Here is a 23,376-nt window from a genome sequence, read left to right as displayed (position 1 = left end):
TTAACGCATGTACCGCCTAGGTTAACGAGCGCTAACGGCTCTGTCTAGAATGGATTCCCATGAGCACCAGAGCGGCCGCCCCGACCCGTCGCGAGCAGATCCTCAGTGAGGCCGCCCGCCTCTTCGCCGCGCGCGGGTTCCACGGCGTCGGCGTGGACGAGATAGGGGCCGCGGTCGGTATCAGCGGCCCCGGCCTCTACCGGCATTTCGCGGGCAAGGACGCCATGCTCGCCGAGCTGCTGGTCGGGATCAGCGAGCGGCTGCTGACGGGTGGCCGCCACCGGGTGGCCGAGGCCGCGGGCGACCCGGACGGGGTACTGGCCTCCCTCATCGACGGCCACATCGACTTCGCCCTCGACGACCGGGCGCTGATCACCCTGCACGACCGGGAGCTGGACCGGCTGCGGGAGACCGACCGCAAGCTCGTACGGCAGCTCCAGCGCAAGTACGTGGAGCTGTGGGTGGAGGTCGTACGGGAACTGCACCCGGAGGTCGGCGAGGCGGAGGTGCGGGTGTCCGTCCATGCCGTCTTCGGCCTGCTCAACTCCACCCCGCACCTGGCGGCGCTCGGCCGGGAGGCGACGGAATCGCTGCTGCGGCGACTGGCGCACGGGGCGTTCGGGGCGCTGTCGGGGTGAAACGACGCGTCCGCTGGTCGGAATGGAACCGGCGACTGGGCCCGGGCGGCGGCAGAATGGGCCGTATGCCGAAGCCGATAGAGACGCACGCCCTGTCAGTTGAACCGCCGAGCCGCGCCGAACTCGTCGAGCACCTGGTCCGCACCCGGATCTCGGGCCAGGTCGCCACGCCCCGTGAGAACAACCTGTCGCACTACCGCAAGCTCGCCAACGGCGACCGGCACTACTGGCTGGGCCTGGAGCTGGGCGACCGCTGGGCGGACGAGCAGGACGTGCTCGCCGTGATGGCGGAGCGGTGCGGGGTCGTCGACGACGCCGCGTACCGGTTCGGTCAGGACACGATCGACCCGGAGCTGACGGTGTCCGGCCTGGACCGGATGGCGGCGCGGCTGCGCAAGGCGGCCCTGGACCGGCAGAGCGTGCTGCTGGCCACGGGGCACCCCGGAGGCCTGCTGGACGTCCACCGGGCGACGGCGGCCGCGCTGCGCGCCGCGGGCTGCGAGATCGTGGTGATCCCGCCCGGCCTGGTCGCGGACGAGGGCTCGGTGTGGCAGTTCGCGGACGTCGCCGTGCTGGAGCGCGGGGCCACGCTGTGGCACACCCACTCCCCGGAGCCGATGGCCGCGATCCTGGACGGCCTGACGGCGGCGAACCGCCCCCAGCCGGACCTGGTCGTCGCCGACCACGGCTGGGCGGGGTGCGCGGCGCAGCGCGGGCTGGACGCGGTGGGCTACGCGGACTGCAACGACCCCGCGCTGTTCATCGGCGAGGCCGAGGGCACCCTCCAGGTGGCGGTCCCGCTGGACGACCACGTCCGCGACCCGCGCTTCTACGACCCGATGGTGGCGTACCTGCTGGCTGCTGCCGGCCTGCGCTAGCCCGCCGGGCGGGGCTTCGGTTCGGCCCCGCCGGCGTTCGGGGCCGGCCTATCGCAGCCAGCCGGTCATCGCGGTCTGGACGGCCGAGCCGTCGAGGTCCGCGAGCTTCATGCCCACGAAGTCGCGGGCCCAGTCGGAAGTCTGGATCCGGAACGGCATCTTCTCGGCGGTCAGCGCCTCGATGACCGGCGCCGCCGCCTGCTCCGAGGTCTGGGCGGTGCCGCTGCCGAAGACCTCCAGGGCGTGGTTGATGTAGCCCTGGAGCGCCGGGGCGTACGGACCCGCCTGGGCGGTCAGCGTCGGGATGTCGAGCCCGACGTTGTTCACGAACTCGCTGCTGACGGCGCCCGGTTCGACGACGGCCACCTGGACGCCCGCGGACGCGGCGACCGGAGCCAGGGACTCCATGAAGCCCTCGACGGCGAACTTGGCCGCGCAGTAGGACTCGTTGAACGGCTGGCCGATCATTCCGCCGACGCTCGTCACGGTGATGACCCGGCCGCCCGAGGCGCGCAGGTGCGGGAGCGCCGCCCGGGTGAGCTCGGCCACCCCGAAGAAGTTGACCTCCATGACGTTCCGCAGCTGCTCCATGCTGTGCTGCTCGATCGTGCCCACGAAGCCGGCGCCCGCGTTGTTCACGACCGCGTCGAGGTGCCCGTGCTCGGCGACGACCTCGGCCACGCACGCGGCCACCGACTCCGCGTCGGTCACGTCGAGCCGCTTGACCTGGACGAGGTCGGCGACGCCGGCTTCGGCGGCGGCCTTGTTCAGGGCGTCGGCACGGGTGGTGTCCCGCATGGTGGCGACGGTGTGCCAGCCCGCCCGGGCGGAGGCGACCGCGGCGGCCAGGCCGATGCCGGAGGAGGTGCCGGTGATGAGGACGGTCTTGGCGGTGGTCTTGGTACTCATGGAAGGCTCCCTAGATTTGTGCGTGCACACACACATTAACGATGTGTGCGCGTGCACGCAACCCGGTATCCTGCCTTCATGGCGCACGCGAATCTCAGCTTGAACGGTCTCACCGCCCGCGACCACGCCTTCTACGGCCTGGTCTGGGCCGGAACCACCCTCACCGCCCGGGTCGACCAGGCGCTCACCCGCCGGCACGACCTGCCGCTGTCGTGGTTCGAGGTCATGCTGTGGCTGAGCGTGCAGCAAGAGCCGGTCGCCCCCTCCGAGCTGGGCACCAGGACCCTGCTCAGCCGCAGCCAGGTCTCCCGTGTCGCCGATTCGCTCCGGGCCCGCGGCCTGATCGAACGGGTCCCGTCCCCGACGGACGCCCGGTCCGTCGGCATCACCCTCACCGAGGCGGGCCGCCGCGCCTTCGCGGAGGCCGACGCCACCCGCCGCGAGGCCCTCGCCGAGGTCTTCGACGACCGCCTCGACGACGCGGACATAGCCACGCTGGAGGCGATCTGGGCCAAGCTCAAGGCCCAGCCGGCGAACGGAGAACAGCCCCGGTCCTAGCGGGCGTCCGGGGCATCGGGGCCGGGCGTCGGGTCCAGGTACACCCGGCGGATGGCAGGCCAGCGCTCCCGCAGCTGGTCCTCCGCGTCCTCGCACGCCGCCTCCACCTGCCGGGCCGACGCCAGGTCGTGGAAGTCGATCTTCGCCGCGATCAGCACCTCCGACGGCCCCTGCACCAGCGTCGTCAGCTCCAGCACGCCCTCGATGTGCGGCACGGTCAACAGCTCCTCCCGCACCTCGGCCCGCATCGCCGCAGGCAGCGACCGCCCGATCAGGTACTGGGCGTTCGAGCGGCCCAGTTCCCACGCCACCGCCACCAGCAGCAGACCGATCAGCAGCGACGCGATCCCGTCGGACACCCCCGACCCGGTGAGCTGCGCCCCCAGCAGGCCGCCCGCCGCCAGGGCGAGCCCGATCAGCGCCGCCACGTTCTCCAGCAGCACCGCCTTCACCGGTGTGTCCGGGGTGTGCTTCACGTACACGCCCAGCGGGGCCCGTATCCGGGCCGCCTCGCCCCGCATCTGCCGCCAGGCCACCAGCAGCGAGTAGCCCTCCAGTACGAAGGCCACGGCGAGGATCACGTACGAGAGCGCGGGGTCGCCCGGCTCCTCGCCCTGCACCAGCGTGTGGATCCCGTCGTACACGGAGAACACCGCGCCGCCGGCGAACGTCGCGATCGACGCGAGCAGCGCCCAGATGTACCGCTCCGGCCCGTAGCCCAGCGGGTGGGCCTCGTCCGCGGGCCGTGCGCTCCGCTTCAGCGCGGCCAGCAACAGGACCTCCGTCACGCTGTCCGCCACCGAGTGCGCGGCCTCCGACAGCATCGCGCTCGACCCGCTGACGATGCCGCCGAACGCCTTGGCCGCCGCGATCCCCAGATTGGTGACCACGGCGACGACGACCGTACCGACGCTTTCGGATTCCTCGGGCATGAGGCGACGGTAGGGCCGGTGCTCAGGCCGGGGGGTCAGCGACACCCGACGGGACCACCGTCCGGCCGCCGAGCACCTTGCGCCGCAGCGGGGCCGCGAACGGCGCCGCGAGCGCGCAGGCCGCGGCGGTCGCGGCGGCGGCCACGAAGACCGGGTTCACCCAGCCGGGGATCAGCTGCCGCCCGCCCGGATCCCCGGGGTGGTCGGCGCAGTGGACGGAGAGCGGGAAGGACGATTCCCAGACGACCGTCTTCTCGTGCTCGCCCCACTGGGCGTATCCGCACACCTCGTCGGGATGGAGGACGTACACCCCGTACGACACGCCCCAGATGTAGACCGAGCCGGCGGCGCACAGGGCGAGGAGGGCGGCCAGCAGGAAGGTGCCCGCGCCGAGCAGGTCCGGGGCGGGGCGCCGCCGGACCGTGACCACCAGGTGGACGGCGAGCCGGCCGAGGACCAGGACACCCACGAACGGGGAGACCAGGGCGAGGGTGAAGAGCAAAGCGATCATGCCTCCAGCCGACGCCCCGCCCGCCCGGTCAGTTCCGCACTGTGGCCGAGCCCACGTCGTGCCCCGAGCCCGTGGGGCGATCCGGGGTCAGGCGCGGGCGATCCGGGGTCAGGCGCGCGGGACGCGCACCACGCCCTCCTGGATGACGGTCACGGCGAGCCGCCCGTCCTGCGTCCAGATCCGGGCCTGCCCGAGGCCGCGCCCGGCGGCCGCCGACGGGGACTCCTGGTCGTACAGCAGCCACTCGTCGGCGCGGAACGGCCGGTGGAACCACATCGCGTGGTCCAGCGAGGCGCCGACCACGTCGCCGACGGCCCAGCCGCCCCGGCCGTGCGCGAGCAGCACCGAGTCGAGCAGGGTCATGTCCGAGACGTACGTGGCCAGGCAGGTGTGCAGGAGCGCGTCGTCGCTCTCCAGCTTGCCGGCCGTACGGAACCACACCTGCGAGCGCGGCTCGACCGGCTCGCCGACGCTGCCCCAGGGCGGGACGGTCGCGTACCGCAGGTCCACCGCGCCGCGCGCCTCGATCAGCCGCTCCACCGTGCCGGGGTCGCGGAAGATCTCCCGGTACGCGGGCAGGGACTCGGCGGCCGTCGGCAGGGTCTCCGGATCGGGCGCGTCCGGCATCGCGACCTGGTGGTCGAGGCCCTCCTCGTACGTCTGGAAGGACGCGGAGAGGTGGAAGATCGGCTGGCCGTGCTGGACGGCGACCACCCGGCGGGTGGTGAAGGAGCGCCCGTCGCGGATCCGGTCGACCGCGTACACGATCGGCGCGCCCGGGTCCCCGGCACGCAGGAAGTACGAGTGCAGCGAGTGCGCGGTGCGGTCCTCGGGCACGGTCCGGCCGGCCGCGACCAGGGCCTGGGCCGCGACCTGGCCGCCGAAGACGCGCGGGACCAGCGACGGACGGCTGGTACCGCGGAAGATGTTCTCCTCGATCTGCTCGAGGTCGAGCAGATCGAGGAGCGTCGTCAGTGCCTCGTTCATGAGGGGAAGGGTAAGTCCCTTGTCCCGAGGGGCCCTTACAGGCCCATCGACTTGGCGATGATGGACTTCATGACCTCGCTGGTGCCGCCGTAGATGCGGTTCACGCGGTTGTCGGCGTACAGGCGGGCGATCGGGTACTCGTTCATGTAGCCGTAGCCGCCGTGCAGCTGGAGGCACTTGTCGATGACGCGGTGCGCGACCTCGGTGCAGAACAGCTTCGCGGACGCGGCCTCGGCGGCGGTCAGCTCACCGGCGTCCAGGGCCTCCAGGGCGCGGTCGGCGACGGCCTCGGCGGCGTCCACCTCGGCCTGGCAGGAGGCCAGTTCGAACTTGGTGTTCTGGAAGTGCGCGACGGGCTTGCCGAAGACGGTGCGCTCGGTCACGTACTGCTGCGCGAACCGGACGGCGGCCTTGGCCTGCGCGTAGGCGCCGAAGGCGATGCCCCAGCGCTCGGAGGGCAGGTTCTGGCCGAGGTAGTAGAAGCCCTTGTTCTCCTCGCCGAGGAGGTCCTCGACCGGGACCTTGACGTCGACGAACGCCAGCTCGGCGGTGTCGGAGGTGCGCAGGCCGAGCTTGTCGAGCTTGCGGCCGATCGAGTAGCCCTCGGACTTGGTGTCCACGGCGAAGAGGGAGATGCCGAAGCGGCGGTCGTCCTCGCGCGGGGCGGAGGTGCGGGCGCAGACGATCACGCGGTCGGCGTGCACACCGCCGGTGATGAAGGTCTTGGAACCGTTGAGGACGTAGTGCGTGCCGTCCTCGGAGAGCTTGGCGGTGGTCTTCATGCCCGCGACGTCGGAGCCGGTGCCCGGCTCGGTCATCGCGAGGGCCCACATCTCCTCACCGGTGACGAACTTCGGCAGGTAGCGCTTCTTCTGCTCGTCGCCGGCCAGCATCTTGATGTAGGGGAGGGCGAGCAGCACGTGCACGCCGGAGCCGCCGAAGTTCACGCCCGCGCGGGAGGTCTCCTCGTAGAGGACGGCCTCGAACTTGTGGGTGTCCAGGCCGGCGCCGCCGAACTCCTCGGGGACGTTGATGCCGAAGACGCCCAGCTCGCCGAGCTTGTAGTAGAAGTCGCGCGGGGCCTGGCCGGCCGCGAACCACTCGTCGTAGACCGGGACGACCTCGGCCTCTATGAAGGCGCGGATGGTCTCGCGGAACGCCTCGTGGTCCTCGTTGAAAACGGTACGGCGCACAGCCGCCTCCTCGATCCTGTCGCCCGTCGCGCTGTCGCGCCGTGTCTAAGCGCTTGCTCAGACCATTAAGTTACCCGTGGGTTGGGCGGGCTGTCCAGAGTCGGGGAGGGGGACGGGGTGTGATGTCCGGCGGCCCCGTGGTGCGGGCCGCCGGACACCGGTGCCCGGGCCTACTTGCCGATCATGCCGCCGGTCCACTGGCCGGCGGCACCCTGCATCAGGGACTCGTTGCTCAGGACCTGGGTCCCGGGCATCGCCGCCATGCCGATGTCGCCGGTCGGCGCTGCGCCGTTGTGCGAGCCGACCGTGTTGTCGCGTCCGGCGTTGAACACGTCGTCGCCGGCCACCTGGGTCAGGTCGCCGAACACGATCGAGTACGTGTTGTCGACCGGCGCGTACACGGTGAAGGTGCCGTCGGCACAGGCGGCGGACGCACCGGCCAGGATGACGCCGCCGGCGGCGAGAGCGGTCAGGGCGAGGCGGATCGATCGCACGGGTGAGCCTTTCGAGGAGGGGGCGGGGAGCAGTGCGAACGTAGGCCGCCGCGCACCGCGAGGCACCGCACCGGCCGCCGTGCGGCCCGAGTCCATCCGTACGGCGCAGCCGTCCCGGTGGCGGTGCCCGTCAGGCCTCGGTGTCCCGGGTCAGCGCGAACCACAGCTCCATCCGGGTGTCCGGGTCGTCGAGGTCGGTGCCGAGGAGCGTGGCCGTGCGCGCGATGCGCTGGCGGACGGTGTTGCGGTGGACGCCGAGGGCGGAGGCCGTCCGGTCCCAGCTGCCGTGGTGCGCCAGCCAGGCGCGCAGGGTCTCCCGGTGGGCCGGGGGCAGTGGGGCGAGCAGGGCCTCGGCGTGGGCGCGTGCCTCGGCGGCGTCCACCAGGGCGCCGAGCCCCGCGCCGGTGTGCCGGACCAGCGGCGTGCGGGCCGCCTCGGCCCGCTCCAGCGCACGGCGGGCCTGCGTGTCGGCGGTGGCCAGGGTGTCGGGCGCGGCCGGGGCGCTCACCCCGAGCCGCCACCCGGGCTGCGCGGAGGGCTCCCGGTCGGTGAGGAGCCGTACGGCCGGCCCGGCCGGGTCCAGCAGTACGGTGCCCAGCGCGGCGGCGAGGGCCTGCGGATCGGCGCCGCCGCGGGCGTGGACGGCGTACCAGGGCCCGGGCCCGGCCAGCGCCTCCGCGGGGGAGCCGCCCAGCAGCAGCCGGGCCAGCGCGGCCGCCTCGGCCCCGGCCGGCCGGTCGGCGGTGAGCAGGGCCAGCAGGACGGCCGCGACCGAGGCGACGGTGTGGTCGCCGGGGGTCCGCGCCGGGGTGGCCGTGCCGAGCGCGGCGTGGCGGCCGAGGGCGTAGGCGGCCAGGTGCCAGCCGTCGGCCTGGTCGGTGGCGGTCGCGGGACCCTCGGCGCGGCCGACGCGGGCCAGCAGTGCATCGAGGGCCGCGGGTACGGACCCGGCCTCCGGAGGCGGCGGGCTGCCCGCGGCCCGGCCGTCCGGCCACAGCCGTACGTGCCCGCCGAGGCTCGCCGCGAGGCGGGCCAGCACCGCCGGGACCGGATCGGGGCGGGCGGCCGCGGCCGCGAGGGCCTGCTGGGCTTCGGTGACCCGGCGCAGCTCGCGGGTCCGCGCCTCGGCCATGAGGCGCCAGACGGCGCGGGCGACGGCCGTGAACCGGGTCTGCGGCGGAACTTCCAGCAGCGGCAGCCCGTGCCGGGCACTCGCCCGGACGAGCTCCGGGGGCACCTCCGCGTGCAGCGGCGCCACCCCGAACCCGAGCGCGGCCACCCCCGAGCCGACCAGTCGCCGCACGTACGCGTCGGCGGCATCGGCGGCATCGGCCGCATCGGCCGTGTCCGTCGCGTCGGCCGGGCCGGCCTCCGGCCCCGTCAGCCCCGGCCCCGTCAGCCCCGCCCCCGCCGTGAGGAGCAGCTCGCCGCCCAGGAGGTAGGGGGACGGGTCCGCCATCTCCGAGGCGTGCACCCCGTGCACCTCCGCCCGCTGCGGCCCGGAGACCAGCCGCAGGTCCAGTGCCTGGTCGGCGAGCAGCGCGCCGAGCCCGACCGCAGGTGTGGGCGGGCTGTCGGCCCAGGCGGGCTTGGGCATGGATGCTCCGTACAGTTCGAGGTCGCTCGGTGGATAAAACGTACACTTCGCGCCCCGGCACCCGCCGCTTACGCTCGAAGGACCGCACCGTAGGACATCCAGAAGGGCACACCCCGATGAGCAACGAGCGCACCGAGCAGACGCCGCGCGGACCGGTCGACTCCTCCCGCATCCCGCGCTACGCGGGCCCCGCGACCTTCGCCCGGCTGCCGCGTCTGGACGAGGTCGGCTCGGCGGACGTCGCCGTCGTCGGCGTGCCGTTCGACTCGGGTGTCTCGTACCGCCCCGGTGCCCGCTTCGGCGGCAACGCCATACGCGAGGCCTCCCGCCTGCTGCGTCCGTACAACCCGGCGCAGGACGCCTCCCCCTTCGCGCTCGCCCAGGTGGCGGACGCCGGTGACATCGCGGTGAACCCCTTCAACATCAACGAGGCAGTCGAGACGGTCGAGGCGGCCGCGGACGAGCTCCTCGGCGCAGGCTCCCGCCTGATGACCCTGGGCGGCGACCACACCATCGCCCTCCCGCTGCTCCGCTCCGTCGCCAAGAAGCACGGCCCGGTGGCGCTGCTGCACTTCGACGCGCACCTGGACACCTGGGACACGTACTTCGGCGCCGAGTACACGCACGGCACGCCGTTCCGCCGTGCCGTGGAGGAGGGCATCCTCGACACCGAGGCGCTGTCCCACGTCGGTACGCGCGGTCCGCTCTACGGCAAGCAGGACCTCGACGACGACGCCAAGATGGGCTTCGGCATCGTGACCTCGGCGGACGTCTACCGCCGCGGCGCCGACGAGGTCGCGGACCAGCTGCGCCAGCGCATCGGCGACCGCCCGCTGTACATCTCGATCGACATCGACGTGCTGGACCCGGCGCACGCGCCCGGCACCGGCACCCCGGAGGCGGGCGGCATGACCTCCCGCGAGCTGCTGGAGATCATCCGGGGCCTGTCCTCGTGCAACCTGGTCTCGGCGGACGTCGTCGAGGTCGCCCCGGCGTACGATCACGCCGAGATCACCTCGGTCGCGGCCTCGCACACCGCGTACGAGCTGACCACGATCATGAGCCGTCAGATCGCTGCCGCCAGGCAGGGCCGATAAGCACAGCGCGGCGGCGAAGGCGAACCCGAAGGGCGAGTAAGCGCACGTGACGCACGACCACGACCTGGTACTCCGTCCCACTGAGGCCCAGACGGCCGCCGCCCTGGCCCCGCCGCCGGGGCGGACGGGCGGGGACCTGGTCGTGGAGACGCTGCGCTCGCTCGGCGCCACCACCGTGTTCGGGCTGCCGGGGCAGCACGCGCTCGGCATGTTCGACGCGGTGGGGCGCTCGGACCTGCGGCTGATCGGGCTGCGGACGGAGAACAACGCCGGGTTCGCGGCGGACGCGTACGGCCGCATCACCGGCGAGGCGGTTCCCCTCCTGCTCTCCACCGGGCCGGGCGCGCTGATGGCCCTGCCGGCCCTCGCGGAGGCGGCCGCCGCATCCGCACCGGTCCTCGCCATCGCCTCGCAGGTCCCGGTGGCGGGCCTGGGCGGCGGCCGGCGCGGGCACCTGCACGAGCTGCGCGACCAGTCGGCGTCGTTCCGGGACGTGGTGAAGTCGGTCCACACGGCCCGCACCCCGTCGCAGATCCCCTCCGTGATCGCGGAGGCCTGGGAATCGGCCCTGACGGCTCCGCACGGCCCGGTCTGGGTGGAGATCCCGGAGGACGTCCTCCGCGCGGAAACGGTGATCCCCCAGGTCACGGGCGTGGACGCGACCCCGCACGAGCTCGCCCCGCGCCCCGAGCTCACCGCTCTGGCGGCGCACTGGCTGGGACGGGCCTCCCGCCCGGTGATCATCGCGGGCGGCGGGGTGATCCGCTCGGACGCTGCGGGCAAGCTGCGCCTGCTGGCGGAGCGGCTGAACGCCCCGGTGGTCACCACCTTCGGCGGCAAGGGCGCCTTCCCGTGGACGCACCCGCTGTCCCTCCAGTCCTGGCTGGAGGACCGCCACATGACGGACTTCCTCGAGGACGCGGACGTACTCCTGGTCGTCGGCTCCGGCCTCGGCGAACTGAGTTCGAACTACCACACGTTCTTCCCGACGGGCCGGGTCGTCCAGATCGAGGCGGACCTCGGCAAGCTGGAGTCCAACCACGCGGCCCTCGGCATCCACGCGGACGCCCGCCTCGCCCTCCAAGCCCTCCTGGAAACAGTCCCGGAACGCGAGGACGCCCAAGCGCCGGAGCGCGTCCGGATGGTCCTGTCGGCGATCGAAACGCGACTCGCCGGCCAGGACGTGGATCTGGAGCGCCAACTCCTCACTGCGATCCGCGCCGCGCTGCCCGCCCGCTCCCCGTCCTTCTGGGACATGACGATCCTGTCCTACTGGGCCTGGTCGGCGTTCGACGCGAAGCACCCCAACGCGATGCACTCGGCCCAGGGCGCGGGCGGCCTCGGCTACGCCTTCCCGGCGGCCCTCGGCGCCTGCATCGCGGAACCGGACACCCCGGTCCTGGCCGTCTCGGGTGACGGCGGCGCGATGTACTCGATCGCCGACCTGGCGACGGCCGTCCAGCACGACCTGGACGTGACCTGGCTGATCGTGGACGACGGCGGCTACGGCATCCTGCGCGAGTACATGACGGACTCCTTCGAGGGCCGCACGACGGGCACGGAACTCACCCGCCCGGACTTCGTGGCCCTGGCCCGGTCCTTCGGCGTCCCGGCGTCCGTCACCTCTCCGGAAACCCTCCGCGAAGACCTGGCCAAGTCCCTCGGCACCCCGGGCCCGTCGCTCCTGCTCCTCCCGGCCACGCTCAAAATGTTCGCCCCGACGCACCTCTGACCCCCGAATCGGGCGCCCATCCGATCTCCTGCCTAGGATGTCCGGAGATGTCCAGTTTCATTCAGGGGTGATCAGGGAGGATCCGCATGCCGGGTGACGGCACCGGACGGTTCCGAGCCGAGGGGCCGGCCGCCGTCGAGTTCCTCTCCGTCGGGGACGAGCCCGCACCGGCGGCCGTCTCGGCCGTGCTGGGACTCGCCGAGGGGGCGCCGGCCTGCGTCCGGCGCCGGAGGTTCCTGCTCGACGGGAAGCCCGTACTGCTCGCCACGTCCTACCTCGACGCCGTCCTCGTCGCCGGTACCCCCATCGCGGAGCCCGACAGCGGCCCCGGCGGGACCTACGCCCGGCTCGCCGAGCTGGGGTACGGGCCCGCTCGGTTCCGGGAGGAGGTCCGGTCGCGGATGCCGTCCCCGGAGGAGACCGAACGGCTCGGCCTGGCGGCCGGGACCCCGGTGGTACTGGTCTGCCGTACCGCCTTCGCCGCCGACGGGCGGGTGGTCGAGGTCAAGGAGATGGTCCTCGACGCCTCCGCGTACGTCCTGGAGTACGAGTTCGACGCCCCGTAGCCCCCGGTCGGGTGAAGCGCGGTCGCCGGGGGCCGACCCCGGTGCAATTGTTGCCGGGGGATGAAATCCGCCGGTCGCGGCGTTGGGGGAGGCGGCAGGACAAGACCAACGGGGAGGCGTCACGTGGCGGCGGCAGAGATGGCAGCGGGCGGGAAACAGGGCTGGGCCCGGCGGCTCGCCGCATACACCTGGCGGTACCGGCTCAACGTGCTGCTGGCGCTCGGGTCCTCCCTGGGCGGCATGGCGGTCATGGCGCTCGTGCCGCTGGTCACCAAGGTCATCATCGACGACGTCATCGGCGACCACAGCAAGCCCATGGGGATGTGGGCAGGGCTGCTCATAGGCGCCGCGGTCCTCGTGTACGTGATGACGTACATACGCAGGTACTACGGCGGCCGCCTCGCGCTGGACGTCCAGCACGACCTGCGCACCGACATGTACGACACCATCGCCCGCCTCGACGGGCGCCGCCAGGACGAACTGTCCACCGGCCAGGTCGTCGGGCGGGCCACCAGCGACCTCCAGCTGATCCAGGGGCTGCTCTTCATGCTGCCCATGACCATCGGGAACTTCCTGCTGTTCGGGATATCCCTCGGCGTCATGCTGTGGCTGTCCCCGCTCCTGACCCTCGTCGCGCTGCTCATGGCCCCCGCCCTCTGGTTCATCGCCAAGCGCAGCCGCAAGAAGCTCTTCCCCGCCACCTGGTGGGCCCAGGGCCAGGCCGCCGCCGTCGCCACCGTCGTCGACGGGGCCGTCACCGGCGTCCGCGTCGTCAAGGGCTTCGGCCAGGAGGAGCAGGAGACCGGCAAGCTGCGCGCCGCCGGGCGGCGGCTGTTCGCCGGGCGGATGCGGACCATCCGGCTCAACTCCCGCTACACCCCCGCCCTGCAGGCCGTGCCCGCCCTCGCCCAGGTCGCCATGCTGGCCCTCGGCGGCTGGATGGCCACCAACGGCCAGGTCACCCTCGGTACCTTCGTGGCCTTCTCCACCTACCTCGCCCAGCTCGTCGGCCCCGTCCGCATGCTCGCCATGGTCCTCACCGTCGGCCAGCAGGCCCGCGCCGGCGTCGAGCGGGTCTTCGAGCTCATCGACACCGAGCCCGTCATCGAAGAGGGCACGCACGAGCTGCCCGCCGACGCCCCCGCCACCGTCGAGTTCGACGAGGTCGTCTTCGGGTACGACCCCGAGCGGCCCGTCCTGGACGGGTTCTCGCTCACCATCACCGAGGGCGAGACCGTCGCCGTCGTCGGCGCCTCCGGTTCCGGCAAGTCCACCGTCTCCCTCCTCCTGCCCCGCTTCTACGACGCCGACCGCGGCACCGTCCGCGTCGGCGGCCACGACGTGCGCGGCCTGACGTACGACTCCCTGCGCGCCGCCATCGGGCTCGTGCCGGAGGACTCCTTCCTGTTCTCCGACACCATCCGCGCCAACATCGCCTACGGCCGCCCCGGCGCCACCGGCGCACAGATCGAGGCCGCCGCCCGCGCAGCCCAGGCCGAAGGGTTCATCAAGGCCCTGCCCGCCGGCTACGACACCAAGGTCGGCGAGCAGGGGCTCACCCTCTCCGGCGGCCAGCGCCAGCGCATCGCGCTCGCCCGCGCCATCCTCACCGACCCCCGGCTGCTGCTCCTCGACGACGCCACCTCCGCCGTGGACGCCCGCGTCGAGCACGAGATCCACGAGGCGCTGCGCGCCGTCATGGCCGGTCGCACCACCCTCCTCATCGCCCACCGCCGCTCCACGCTCGCGCTGGCCGACCGGATCGCCGTACTCGACCGCGGGCGGCTTTCCGACATCGGGACGCACGAGGAGCTGGAGCGCAGATCGCCCCTCTACCGGCGGCTGCTCACCGACCCGGACGCGCTCGGCGCCGCGTCGCCGCGCACCTCCGACGCGCCCGCGATGGCCGAGTTCGAGCGGGACATCGAGCGGGACATCGAGGGGAACCTCGAACGGGACATCGAGCTCGAGGCCGAGATCGACTCCGAGCCGGTCAACGCCAAGCGGCGGGTCGCCGACGGGGTGACCCCCGAGCTGTGGCGCCGCCAGGAGGAATCGGAGTCCGCCGCGGCCGGGACCGCCGCGGCGACCGGCGCACCCGGCGCCGTCCCGTCCATGGCCGGCGCCGTCGCCGGCATGCCGGCGACCCCCGAGCTGCTCGCGCAGGTGGCCGCGCTGCCGCCCGCCGACGACGAGCCCGCCGTGGACGAGGAGCAGGCCGCGTCCGCCGAGAAGAGCTACAACCTGCGCCGGCTGCTCAGCGGATTCTGGGCGCCCCTCGCCGTCAGCCTCGGCCTCGTCGCCGTCGACGCCGGCTCCGGGCTGCTGCTCCCGATCCTGATCCGGCACGGCATCGACAAGGGCGTCGAACAGGCCGCCCTCGGCGCCGTCTGGGTGGCCGCCGTCCTCGCCCTCGCCGTCGTCGTCGCGCAGTGGGCCGCCCAGTTCGCCGAGACCCGGATGACCGGGCGCACCGGCGAGCGCGTGCTGTACGCCCTGCGAGTCAAGATCTTCGCCCAGCTCCAGCGCCTCGGCCTCGACTACTACGAGCGCGAGCTGACCGGCAAGATCATGACCCGGATGACCACCGACGTGGACGCACTCTCGACCTTCCTGCAGACCGGGCTCGTCACCGCCGTCGTCTCCGTCTTCACCTTCTTCGGCATCCTGATCGCCCTGCTCGTCCTCGACGTCGAGCTCGCGCTGATCGTCTTCGCCACCCTCCCCGTGCTGGTCCTCGGCACGATCGTGTTCCGCCGCAAGTCGGTCGCCGCGTACGAGCTGGCCCGCGACCGGGTCAGCCTGGTCAACGCAGACCTCCAGGAGTCCGTCTCCGGGCTGCGCATCGTCCAGGCCTTCCGCCGCCAGCGGGCCGGCGCCGCCCGGTTCGCCGAGCGGAGCGACTCGTACCGCGAGGCCCGGGTGCGCGGCCAGTGGCTGATATCCGTCTACTTCCCGTTCGTGCAGCTGCTGTCCTCCGGGGCCGCGGCCGCCGTGCTGATCGTCGGCGCGGGCCGGGTCGAGGCCGGCACCCTCACCACCGGCGCGCTGGTGGCGTACCTCCTCTACATCGACCTGTTCTTCGCCCCCGTCCAGCAGCTCTCCCAGGTCTTCGACGGCTACCAGCAGGCCACCGTCTCGCTCGGCCGGATCCAGGGGCTGCTGCGCGAGCCCACCAGCACCCCCCGCCCGGCCGACCCGCGCGCGGTCGAGGAGCTGCGCGGCGAGATCGCCTTCGAGGACGTGCGGTTCGCGTACGGCACCGCCGAGGAGCGCGGCGAGAAGGACGACGCGCTGGCCGGTATCAGCCTGCGGATACCCGCCGGCCAGACCGTCGCGTTCGTCGGCGAGACCGGCGCCGGCAAGTCCACGCTGGTCAAGCTCGTGGCCCGGTTCTACGACCCGACCTCGGGCCGGGTCACCGCCGACGGCGCCGACCTGCGGGAGCTCGACCTGACGGCGTACCGCCACCGGCTCGGGGTCGTCCCCCAGGAGCCGTACCTCTTCCCCGGGACGGTCCGCGACGCCATCGCCTACGGGCGGCCCGAGGCGGGCGACGCCGAGGTGGAGGCGGCCGCCCGCGCGGTCGGCGCCCACGACATGATCGCCACCCTCGACGGCGGCTACCTGCACGCCGTCGCCGAGCGCGGGCGCAACCTCTCGGCCGGTCAGCGGCAGTTGATCGCCCTGGCCCGCGCCGAACTCGTCGACCCGGACGTGCTGCTGCTCGACGAGGCCACCGCCGCGCTCGACCTGGCCACCGAGGCACAGGTCAACCAGGCCACGGACCGGCTCGCCGGCAAGCGGACCACCCTCGTGGTGGCACACCGGCTGACCACGGCCGCGCGCGCCGACCGGGTCGTGGTCATGGACCGCGGCCGGGTCGTGGAGGACGGCACCCACGCCGAACTCGTCGCCCGCGGCGGCCGGTACGCCGACCTGTGGCGCACCTTCGTCGGCGAGGACGAGCCCGCCGCGGCATGAGTCGCCCCGTCTGAGTCGCAGTACGCGCCGTCGCTGCGCCCCGGCCCCCGGATCTTGCTGTATGCAACCTTCCGGGGGGTCCGTGCGTCGTACGTGTGTGCGTGTTACGTACGACCGATCGGGGGGCAGTGTGGAGCACGAGCGGAAGGGGCGCGGCCGGGGGGCCGCGTCGGCAGGGGCGTTCGCGGTGGGGCTCGTGCTCTGCCTCGGCGGCCTGATCGCGGCGCCGCCGGCGCACGCGGCGACCGGTGGCTGCGGGGGCGGCCTGGTCAGGACGCTGCCCCTGCCGACGGGTGAGGTGCGCATCTACAAGAGCCGTACGCAGGCCTGTGCGGTGACGGTGGCCCACGACCCGGGCCGGCGCCGGGCGATGGCGGTGAGCATCCAGCCGCGCGGCGGGGTCCCGGTCGGCGATGCGGGGCGATTCACCCGATATGCCGGCCCCGTCACTGTCGGCGCGATCAGCCGCTGCGTGTACGTAAAGGGGAGCATCGAGGCCGGATCCGTCGAATCCGGCTGGATTCTGTGCTGAACGAGCGTCCCAACTAGGTCTGGTCAGCCGTGCGTTGACCCCGCTAGGTTCACGGGCGACCGAAGTGAACTCAGGGGAGGGTGAATGCGCAAGACGCTCGGCTGGCTGCTGTCGCTCGTGGTGCTGATCGGCACCATGGGCGCAGCCGGCTTCACGGCTCAGGCGGCCACCGCCGCAGGGCCGTCCGCCGCGACGGACATCAAGGACGAGATCCTCGCCATTGCGGGGATGAGTCTGATCGAGGAGAAGGAGTACCCCGGGTACCGCTTCTTCGTACTGAACTACGAACAGCCGGTCGACCACCGGAACCCGTCGAAGGGCACCTTCAAGCAGCGCCTCACCCTGCTGCACAAGGACGTCTCCCGGCCCACGGTGTTCTTCACCTCCGGCTACAACGTCAACACCAGCCCGCGCCGCAGCGAGCCGACGACCATCGTCGACGGCAACCAGGTGTCGTTGGAGTACCGATTCTTCACGCCCTCCCGGCCCGATCCGGCCAACTGGGCGAACCTGGACATCTGGCAGGCCGCCAGCGACCAGCACCGCATCTTCACCGCCCTGAAGAAGGTCTACAAGAAGAACTGGCTCGCCACGGGCGGCAGCAAGGGCGGTATGACGGCGACGTACTACGAGCGCTACTACCCGCGTGACATGGACGGTGTCGTCGCCTACGTCGCGCCCAACGACGTCGTCAACAAGGAGGACTCGGCGTACGACCGGTTCTTCGCCAAGGTCGGCACCAAGGAGTGCCGCGACAAGCTGAACGCGGTGCAGCGCGAGGCCCTCGTCCGCCGTGAGCCGCTGGAGGCCAAGTACGCGGCCGCCGCCGCCGAGAACGGCTGGACCTTCACCACCGTCGGCAACCTCGACAAGGCCTACGAGGCCGTCGTGCTCGACTACGTGTGGGCCTTCTGGCAGTACAGCCTGCTGGCCGACTGCGCCTCCATCCCGGCCGCCGCGACCGCGAGCGACCAGGAGATCTGGGACTCGATCGACACGATCTCCGGCTTCTCGGCCTACGCCGACCAGGGCCTGGAGACGTACACGCCGTACTACTACCAGGCGGGTACGCAGCTCGGTTCGCCCGACATCAAGCAGCCGCACCTGCGGGGCCTGAGCCGCTACGGCTACCAGCCGCCGCGCAACTTCGTGCCCCGCGAGATCCCGATGACCTTCCAGCCGGGGGTCATGGCGGACGTGGACAACTGGGTGAAGCGCAACGCCGACCAGATGCTGTTCGTGTACGGGCAGAACGACCCGTGGGGTGCCGAACCGTTCCACCTCGGCTACACCGTCCGCGACAGCTACGTGATGATCGCGCCGGGCGCCAACCACGGCGCCAACGTCGCCAAGCTCCAGGAGGGCGAGAAGGCGCTGGCCACGCAGAAGATCCTGCAGTGGGCCGGGGTCGCCCCGGCCGCCGCGCTCGCCGACGCGGGCCGGGCGACGCCGCTGGCGAAGCCCGACGCCGTGCTCGACCAGAAGGACCAGGAGCGCGAGCCGCAGCTGCGGCCGTAGCTCCCGGGCAGGGCCCGAGGGGCCACGGGAGAGGTGGTACGGCTGGTACCAGACGTACTCAGTCGTACGACAGCCCGTGGCCCAGCGGGTAGCGGCCCGGCACCGGGACCGGGAGGCGGCCCGAGGGCCGTGCCGCCCCGGTGACCACCCGGGCCGCCGCCCGCATCTCCACGTCCGTCCAGGTGTACGTCGCCAGCTCCGCCGCGCACGTGGGCAGCCGGGCCGGGTCGTACGGATTGCGGATCGCCACCACGACCACCGGCACCCCGGTGGCCAGCAGCTCCGTGACCAGCGTGCGCTGCGGACCGTCCCCCTCCGGGACGTTGTACGTGCACACCAGCACCGCCGCGTTGCCGGGGGCCGCGGCCACCGCCCGGGCGGGCGGTACGGCCGTCGCACGGCAGCCCAGGGCGGTCAGCTCCCGGGCCAGTACCGCCGTAGGGGGTCCCGTCGTACCGCTGGGGGAGGCCGGGTCGGTCCCGGTGACCAGCACCCGGGGCGCGGCCGTCGCATCCAGAGGCAGCAGTTTCACGGGATTGGCCAGCAGGGTCGTCGTACCCGCCGCGATCTCGTCGGCGGCGGTCAGGTGCGCCGGGATCCCCACCATCGCGTCCATCTGCCCGGCGGCGGTGTGCGCCGCGTCGAACAGGCCCCGGCGGGCCTTCAGTTCGAGGATCCGCAGCACCGACTCCTCGATCCGGTCCTGCGTCAGCTCGCCCGCCTCGACGGCCGCGAGCACGCTGCGATGCGCCAGGCCCAGGTCCGGCGGGTTCAGCAGCTGGTCGCAGCCCGCCTTCAGGGCCAGCACCGGTACCCGGTCGTCCCCGTACTTCTGCCGGACCCCGGCCATGTCGAGGGCGTCGGTGACCACCACCCCCCGGAAGCCGAGGCGTTCGCGCAGGATGCCGGTCACGATCGGTCCGGAGAGGGTCGCCGGGTCCCCCGAAGGGTCGAGCGCGGGGAAGACGATGTGCGCCGTCATGACGGCGTCCACGCCCGCCTCCACCGCCGCCCGGAACGGCGGCTCGTCGAGCTCCTCCCACTGGGCCCGGCTGTGCCGCATCACCGGCAGACCGACGTGGCTGTCGGTCTCGGTGTCCCCGTGGCCGGGGAAGTGCTTGGCGGTGGCGGCGACCCCGGCGCCCTGGTAGCCGCGGACCTGGGCGGCGACCAGCGCCGCCACCGCCTGCGGGTCGGCGCCGAAGGACCGTACGCCGATCACCGGGTTGGCCGGGTTGACGTTCACGTCGGCCACCGGCGCGTAGTCCTGCCGGATGCCCATCGCGGCCAGCTCGGCGCCCGCGATGCGCGCGGCGCGGCGGGCCTCGGCGGTGGCCGCGGAATCGGCGCCTGCGGCCGGGCCGGTGGTGCTCGCGCCCGGGCCGGCGGTGGCTGCGGCCGGGCCGGTGCCTGCGGCCGGGCCGGCCGTGGCTGCTTCGGCGGAGGCGCCCGCCGTGCCGCCCGCGCCGTGCCGCGCCCCCAGGGCCATCGCCCCGGGCAGCAGCGTCGCGGGCTTGCCGATGCGCGCCACGGCTCCGTGCTCCTGGTCGGTGGAGAGCATGAGCGGGATGCCGGAACCGGAGCCGGCGGCCGCCCGCTGGAGGGCGGCCGACAGCTCGGCGATCTGCTGCGGGCCACGGGTGTTGTGCGCCCAGGAGAAGTAGATGATCCCGCCGAGGTGGTAGCGGGCGACCAGTTCCGCGGCCGTGCGCACCCCGAACAGCTTCAGGTTCTGCTCGGCGTCCGCCGGGTCGGGGTCGGTCGCCGAATGGCCGTACGCGCGGGACACGAAGAGCTGCCCGACCTTCTCGGCCAGACTCATCCCGGCCACCAGGCGGCGCAGCGCCGCCCGGTCGGGTGCCCGGCCGGGGGGACGGTCGCCGGGACGCGGGTCGTCGGCGTGCGGTTCGCCGTCCCCGCCGCCCGGGCCACCGCCCACGGCGTACGAGGCCACTCCGGCGGCCGTGACGGCGGCCATGGCGGCCGCGGTGAGCAGGGACCTGCGGGACGCGTGGTACGACACGCGCCGGACCCTACTGCCGGGCCGCGCCCCCGGCGCTGCGGACACTCGGGAGGTCCCCCGGAAGGGGTGCCGCGTACGCCCAGTGCTCCTGCAGGGTCCGCACGGCCTCGGTGATCGCCGGCCGGCGGGCCGCCCCCGTCCGCCACAGGGCGTACAGCCTGCGTACGGGGCCGGGCTCCAGCGGCACGGCCACCGCGCCCGGCGGCAGCGCTCCGGTGCCCAGCCGCGGTACGACGGCCACCCCGAGCCCGGCCGCGACGAGCGCGACGATGGTGTGGTTCTCCTCGGCCACGTGCGCGATGTCCGGCTCGAACCCGGCCGTGCGCAGGGTCCGCATCAGCCAGTCGTGGCAGACCCGGCCGGGCGGCTGGCAGACCCAGCGCTGGCCGCCGAGGTCGGCCCTGCGGATGACCGCCCGCGCCGTGAACGGGTGGTCGCGCGGCACCACCAGGTCGCAGGGGTCGTCCCCGATGACCGCCTGTTCGACGCCCTCCGGGGCCGGCAGCGGTGCGATGTCCCAGTCGTGGGCCACCGCCAGATCCGTGACCCCCCGGGCCACCAGGTCCACCGACAGATGGGGGTCGACCTCCGTGAGGCGCACGTCCAGCGCGGGATGCCGGCGCGCGAGATCGGCGAGCACCCCCGGCAGGAGCCCGCGCGCCGCCGAGGCGAAGGCGGCCACGGTCAGCAGGCCGCTCGGCTGCCCGCGCCGTTCCTCCAGGGTGGTTTCGGCGCGCTCCACGATCGCCAGCAACTCCTGGGCGGTCTCGGCGAGATGCCGGGCCTCTTCGGTGAGTGCGACTCCGCGCCCGCGCCGCTCCAACAGCGTGGTGCGGGTCTCCCGCTCCAGTTTGGCGATCTGCTGGGACACGGCGGAGGGGGTGTATCCGAGGGCGGCCGCCGCGCCCGCGACAGAGCCGTGGACGGAGACGGCGTGCAGGGCGCGCAGCCGGGAGAGGTCGAGCATGCGGCCCATCGTAGGCATCGCCGGGCCGCCGGACCGCTGGTCATCCGTAAGCAATGCTTCATCCATCCCGGAAGAGATCCGCGCTGGTGCTACATGGTTGCGCCGCCGATGCTCGAAGCATGCGTCCCGTCCACACTGCACTCGCCGTACTCGTCGCCGCCGTCTGGGGCTTCAACTTCGTCGTCATCGAGATCGGCCTCGGCCACTTCCCGCCGCTGCTCCTGTCCGCCCTGCGCTTCCTCGTCGCCGCGCTGCCCGCCGTGTTCTTCGTCGGCCGGCCCAAGACCGCCTGGAAGTGGATCATCGCGGTCGGGGCGGCCCTCGGCATCGCCAAGTTCGGCCTCCTGTTCACCGGCATGGCCGCGGGGATGCCGGCCGGACTGTCCTCCCTCGTGCTCCAGGTCCAGTCCGTCTTCACCGCCGTCCTCGCCTCGCTCGTACTGCGCGAGAGGCCCGGGCGGGTCCGGGTGGCCGGCATGGCGGTGGCGCTCGCCGGGATCGCCGTCGCCGCCGTGGACGGGGGCACCTCCGGGCCGGTGCTCGGCTTCACCCTGGTCGTCGCGGCCGCCGCCTGCTGGGGCGTGTCCAACGTGCTGACGCGGAAGGCGTCCCCGCCCGACGCGCTGAACTTCATGGTCTGGGTGTGCACCGTCCCGGTGCTGCCGCTGTTCGGGCTCTCGCTGCTGCTCGAGGGCCCCGAGCGGGACCTGGCCGCGCTGCGCGGGCTGGACTGGTCCGGGGTCGCGGTCATCGGGTACGTGGCCTGGGTGTCCACCGTGTTCGGATTCGGCGCCTGGAACCACCTGCTGAAGCGCTACCCGGCCTCCTCCGTCGCGCCGTTCTCGCTGCTGGTGCCGGTGTTCGGGATGTCCTCGGCCGCGCTGGTACTCGGCGAGAGCGTCTCGGGGCTGCGCTGGGTGGCGGCGCTGCTGCTGGTCGGCGGAGTGGGCATGACCTCGCTGGCCCCCGCCCGCGCCGGAATCCGTACGAAGGGCGGCGGCGCGGTGGAGGGCGGTGCCGGGGCGGTCAGCGCGGGGAGTCCTCCTGCAACGGCAGCCGCCAGTCCTGCCCCGTGAGCGTGACGCCGTACGAGCGGTGCGGGCGCTCGGCGACCAGGGTGAAGCCGGCGCGCTGGTAGAGGGAACGGGCCGAGGTCAGCACGTCGTTGGTCCACAGCACCAGCTCGCGGTAGCCGACCGAGCGGGCGAAGGCGACGACGGTGTCGACGAGGAGGGACCCGATGCCGTGCCCGCGCCCCTCCGGCTCGACGAGGAGCAGCCGCAGCCGCGCCGTGCCCGGTGAGCCGTCCTCGCGGACGCACATCACCGAGCCGACCGGGCGGCCGTTCAGCTCGGCGATCCAGACCCGCTCCAGATACGGGTCGTGGTCCTCGGCGAAGTCCGCGACGATCCGGGCCACCAGGCCCTCGAAGTCCGTGTTCCAGCCGTACTCGGCGGCGTAGAGCGCGCCGTGCCGCTGCACGATCCAGCCCAGCTCCCCGGGCTCGGGGTCCCGCAGCCGTACCGCTGCGGGGGAGTTGTCGGCAGGGGGCTCCATGGCGCCCGAGGATAGCGCGGCGGACGGCGGGGCGGCGGTCGGGCTACTTCCTGGCGCCGCCCAGGATCTGGCCCAGCAGGTCGCCGAGTCCGCCGCTCTCCGCCGGGGCGGACCCGGCGGCGGACCCGGGAGCAGGGGCTCCGGCGGCGGCGCCCTTGCCGGCGGCCGCGCGCTTCGCGAAGACCGCCAGCAGCACCGGGATCAGCAGCTCGACGACGCGGCTGACGGTGGCCTGGGGGATACCGGTCTTCTTGGCGACCGCCGCGGCGACCGGCCTGCTCGCCTTCGCGAGCACCCCGGCCATCAGCCCGCCGCCGAGCAGACCGCCGCCGAGCGTGGCCACACCCGTCAGCGGGGGCTCGGCCACCTCGGCGAAGGCCCGGCGGACCTCGTCGCCGTCCGCGTCCGCGGCGCCGGCCTTCTCCTGGAGACCGCCGGCCATGGCACCGACCGTGGTCGCGACGGTGTCGCGCGCGCCCGCCTCGTCGGTGCCGAGCAGGCCGGCGATCTCGGTCAGCCGGTCGGATCCCAGCTCGCCCATCACGTCATCCTGGAACGAGGATTCACTCATGGCCGAAACGCTACTTCTGTGGGGATTCGGCGGCACCTCGGACGTACGCCGGAGGGCGCGTAGGTAATGGAAACGTAAAGTTCCGATTCTGTGTGCAACCCAGGGGCGGGGCAGCGGGTCGTATGGTGCGTC

Annotated in this window: 19 protein-coding genes and 2 pseudogenes; 10 read left to right on the top strand and 11 right to left on the bottom strand. The window is 73.2% G+C overall.

Going from position 1 to position 23,376, the window contains the following annotated elements:
• The first annotated feature begins 59 nt into the window (after nt 1-59).
• The gene (locus tag ACZ5WG_RS13035; RefSeq protein ID WP_468722785.1) at nt 60-638 is read left to right on the top strand and encodes an SACE_7040 family transcriptional regulator; all 579 of its coding nucleotides are present in this window, start codon (nt 60-62) and stop codon (nt 636-638) included.
• 56 nt (nt 639-694) lie between these two features.
• Nucleotides 695-1,516, top strand: coding sequence for a phosphatase (locus tag ACZ5WG_RS13030; RefSeq protein WP_468722783.1), 822 nt, complete (start codon nt 695-697; stop codon nt 1,514-1,516).
• Nucleotides 1,517-1,564: 48 nt separating this feature from the next.
• Here the strand turns inward: ACZ5WG_RS13030 and ACZ5WG_RS13025 are convergent, their stop codons facing one another.
• A complete protein-coding gene (locus tag ACZ5WG_RS13025) occupies nt 1,565-2,425 on the bottom strand; it encodes an SDR family NAD(P)-dependent oxidoreductase (protein WP_468722782.1) in 861 nt (286 codons plus the stop codon).
• A gap of 78 nt (nt 2,426-2,503) precedes the next feature.
• Here ACZ5WG_RS13025 and ACZ5WG_RS13020 point away from each other — a divergent pair, with 78 nt between their 5' ends.
• A complete protein-coding gene (locus ACZ5WG_RS13020) occupies nt 2,504-2,983 on the top strand; it encodes a MarR family winged helix-turn-helix transcriptional regulator (protein ID WP_468722781.1) in 480 nt (159 codons plus the stop codon).
• Here ACZ5WG_RS13020 and ACZ5WG_RS13015 read toward each other — a convergent pair.
• The 6 genes from ACZ5WG_RS13015 to ACZ5WG_RS12990 all read right to left on the bottom strand — a co-directional run bounded on the left by ACZ5WG_RS13015 (nt 2,980) and on the right by ACZ5WG_RS12990 (nt 8,697).
• Nucleotides 2,980-3,915 carry a cation diffusion facilitator family transporter gene (locus tag ACZ5WG_RS13015; protein WP_468722779.1) on the bottom strand — a complete coding sequence of 312 codons (936 nt, stop codon included), beginning with the start codon at nt 3,913-3,915 and terminating at the stop codon, nt 2,980-2,982. The genes ACZ5WG_RS13020 and ACZ5WG_RS13015 overlap by 4 nt on opposite strands.
• Nucleotides 3,916-3,937: 22 nt before the next feature.
• Nucleotides 3,938-4,426: a hypothetical protein gene (locus ACZ5WG_RS13010; protein ID WP_468722777.1), complete on the bottom strand. Its 489-nt coding sequence runs from the start codon at nt 4,424-4,426 to the stop codon at nt 3,938-3,940.
• A gap of 108 nt (nt 4,427-4,534) precedes the next feature.
• Complete coding sequence (locus ACZ5WG_RS13005) at nt 4,535-5,413, bottom strand: acyl-CoA thioesterase (protein WP_468722776.1); 879 nt, start codon at nt 5,411-5,413, stop codon at nt 4,535-4,537.
• A 35-nt stretch (nt 5,414-5,448) separates the two neighbouring features.
• Nucleotides 5,449-6,606 carry an acyl-CoA dehydrogenase family protein gene (locus ACZ5WG_RS13000; RefSeq protein WP_468722775.1) on the bottom strand — a complete coding sequence of 386 codons (1,158 nt, stop codon included), beginning with the start codon at nt 6,604-6,606 and terminating at the stop codon, nt 5,449-5,451.
• A 170-nt stretch (nt 6,607-6,776) separates the two neighbouring features.
• Nucleotides 6,777-7,100: a hypothetical protein gene (locus tag ACZ5WG_RS12995; protein ID WP_468722773.1), complete on the bottom strand. Its 324-nt coding sequence runs from the start codon at nt 7,098-7,100 to the stop codon at nt 6,777-6,779.
• A gap of 130 nt (nt 7,101-7,230) precedes the next feature.
• Nucleotides 7,231-8,697, bottom strand: coding sequence for a helix-turn-helix domain-containing protein (locus ACZ5WG_RS12990; protein WP_468722771.1), 1,467 nt, complete (start codon nt 8,695-8,697; stop codon nt 7,231-7,233).
• A gap of 116 nt (nt 8,698-8,813) precedes the next feature.
• On the opposite strand from ACZ5WG_RS12990, the gene speB reads away from it, so the two are divergent.
• From speB to ACZ5WG_RS12960, 6 genes and pseudogenes are all read left to right on the top strand, one after another.
• Nucleotides 8,814-9,794 (top strand): agmatinase, encoded by a 981-nt coding sequence (gene speB / locus ACZ5WG_RS12985; protein WP_403736639.1) that lies wholly within the window; start codon nt 8,814-8,816, stop codon nt 9,792-9,794.
• Nucleotides 9,795-9,840: 46 nt separating this feature from the next.
• Complete coding sequence (locus tag ACZ5WG_RS12980; protein ID WP_468722769.1) at nt 9,841-11,526, top strand: thiamine pyrophosphate-binding protein; 1,686 nt, start codon at nt 9,841-9,843, stop codon at nt 11,524-11,526.
• Between the two features lie 134 nt (nt 11,527-11,660).
• Nucleotides 11,661-12,092, top strand: a pseudogene (locus ACZ5WG_RS12975) (GntR family transcriptional regulator); the annotation flags it as partial.
• 138 nt (nt 12,093-12,230) lie between these two features.
• On the top strand, nt 12,231-16,076 hold the full coding sequence (locus ACZ5WG_RS12970; RefSeq protein ID WP_468723050.1) for an ABC transporter ATP-binding protein: 3,846 nt from the start codon (nt 12,231-12,233) through the stop codon (nt 16,074-16,076).
• Between the two features lie 130 nt (nt 16,077-16,206).
• Nucleotides 16,207-16,608 (top strand): hypothetical protein, encoded by a 402-nt coding sequence (locus tag ACZ5WG_RS12965; RefSeq protein WP_468722767.1) that lies wholly within the window; start codon nt 16,207-16,209, stop codon nt 16,606-16,608.
• An 84-nt stretch (nt 16,609-16,692) separates the two neighbouring features.
• On the top strand, nt 16,693-18,126 hold the full coding sequence (locus tag ACZ5WG_RS12960; protein WP_468722765.1) for a S28 family serine protease: 1,434 nt from the start codon (nt 16,693-16,695) through the stop codon (nt 18,124-18,126).
• Nucleotides 18,127-18,184: 58 nt separating this feature from the next.
• On the opposite strand, the gene ACZ5WG_RS12955 is transcribed toward ACZ5WG_RS12960, so the two are convergent.
• Entirely contained in the window at nt 18,185-20,104 is a 1,920-nt protein-coding gene (locus ACZ5WG_RS12955) for a glycoside hydrolase family 3 protein (protein WP_468723049.1), read from the bottom strand.
• A 55-nt stretch (nt 20,105-20,159) separates the two neighbouring features.
• Nucleotides 20,160-21,116 carry a LysR substrate-binding domain-containing protein gene (locus ACZ5WG_RS12950; protein ID WP_468722763.1) on the bottom strand — a complete coding sequence of 319 codons (957 nt, stop codon included), beginning with the start codon at nt 21,114-21,116 and terminating at the stop codon, nt 20,160-20,162.
• A 119-nt stretch (nt 21,117-21,235) separates the two neighbouring features.
• On the opposite strand from ACZ5WG_RS12950, the gene ACZ5WG_RS12945 reads away from it, so the two are divergent.
• Nucleotides 21,236-22,192 carry an EamA family transporter gene (locus ACZ5WG_RS12945; RefSeq protein WP_468722761.1) on the top strand — a complete coding sequence of 319 codons (957 nt, stop codon included), beginning with the start codon at nt 21,236-21,238 and terminating at the stop codon, nt 22,190-22,192.
• Here the strand turns inward: ACZ5WG_RS12945 and ACZ5WG_RS12940 are convergent.
• Together ACZ5WG_RS12940 and ACZ5WG_RS12935 are read right to left on the bottom strand one after the other, a co-directional pair.
• A pseudogene (locus ACZ5WG_RS12940) lies at nt 22,143-22,640 on the bottom strand (GNAT family N-acetyltransferase); the annotation flags it as partial. The gene ACZ5WG_RS12945 and the pseudogene ACZ5WG_RS12940 sit on opposite strands and share 50 nt — an antisense overlap.
• Nucleotides 22,641-22,716: 76 nt before the next feature.
• A complete protein-coding gene (locus ACZ5WG_RS12935) occupies nt 22,717-23,244 on the bottom strand; it encodes a DUF937 domain-containing protein (protein WP_468722760.1) in 528 nt (175 codons plus the stop codon).
• Nucleotides 23,245-23,376: the final 132 nt, after the last annotated feature.

The organism is Streptomyces sp. NPDC032745 (assembly GCF_055579465.1).
This window is presented reverse-complemented; position numbering and strand designations above follow the sequence as displayed.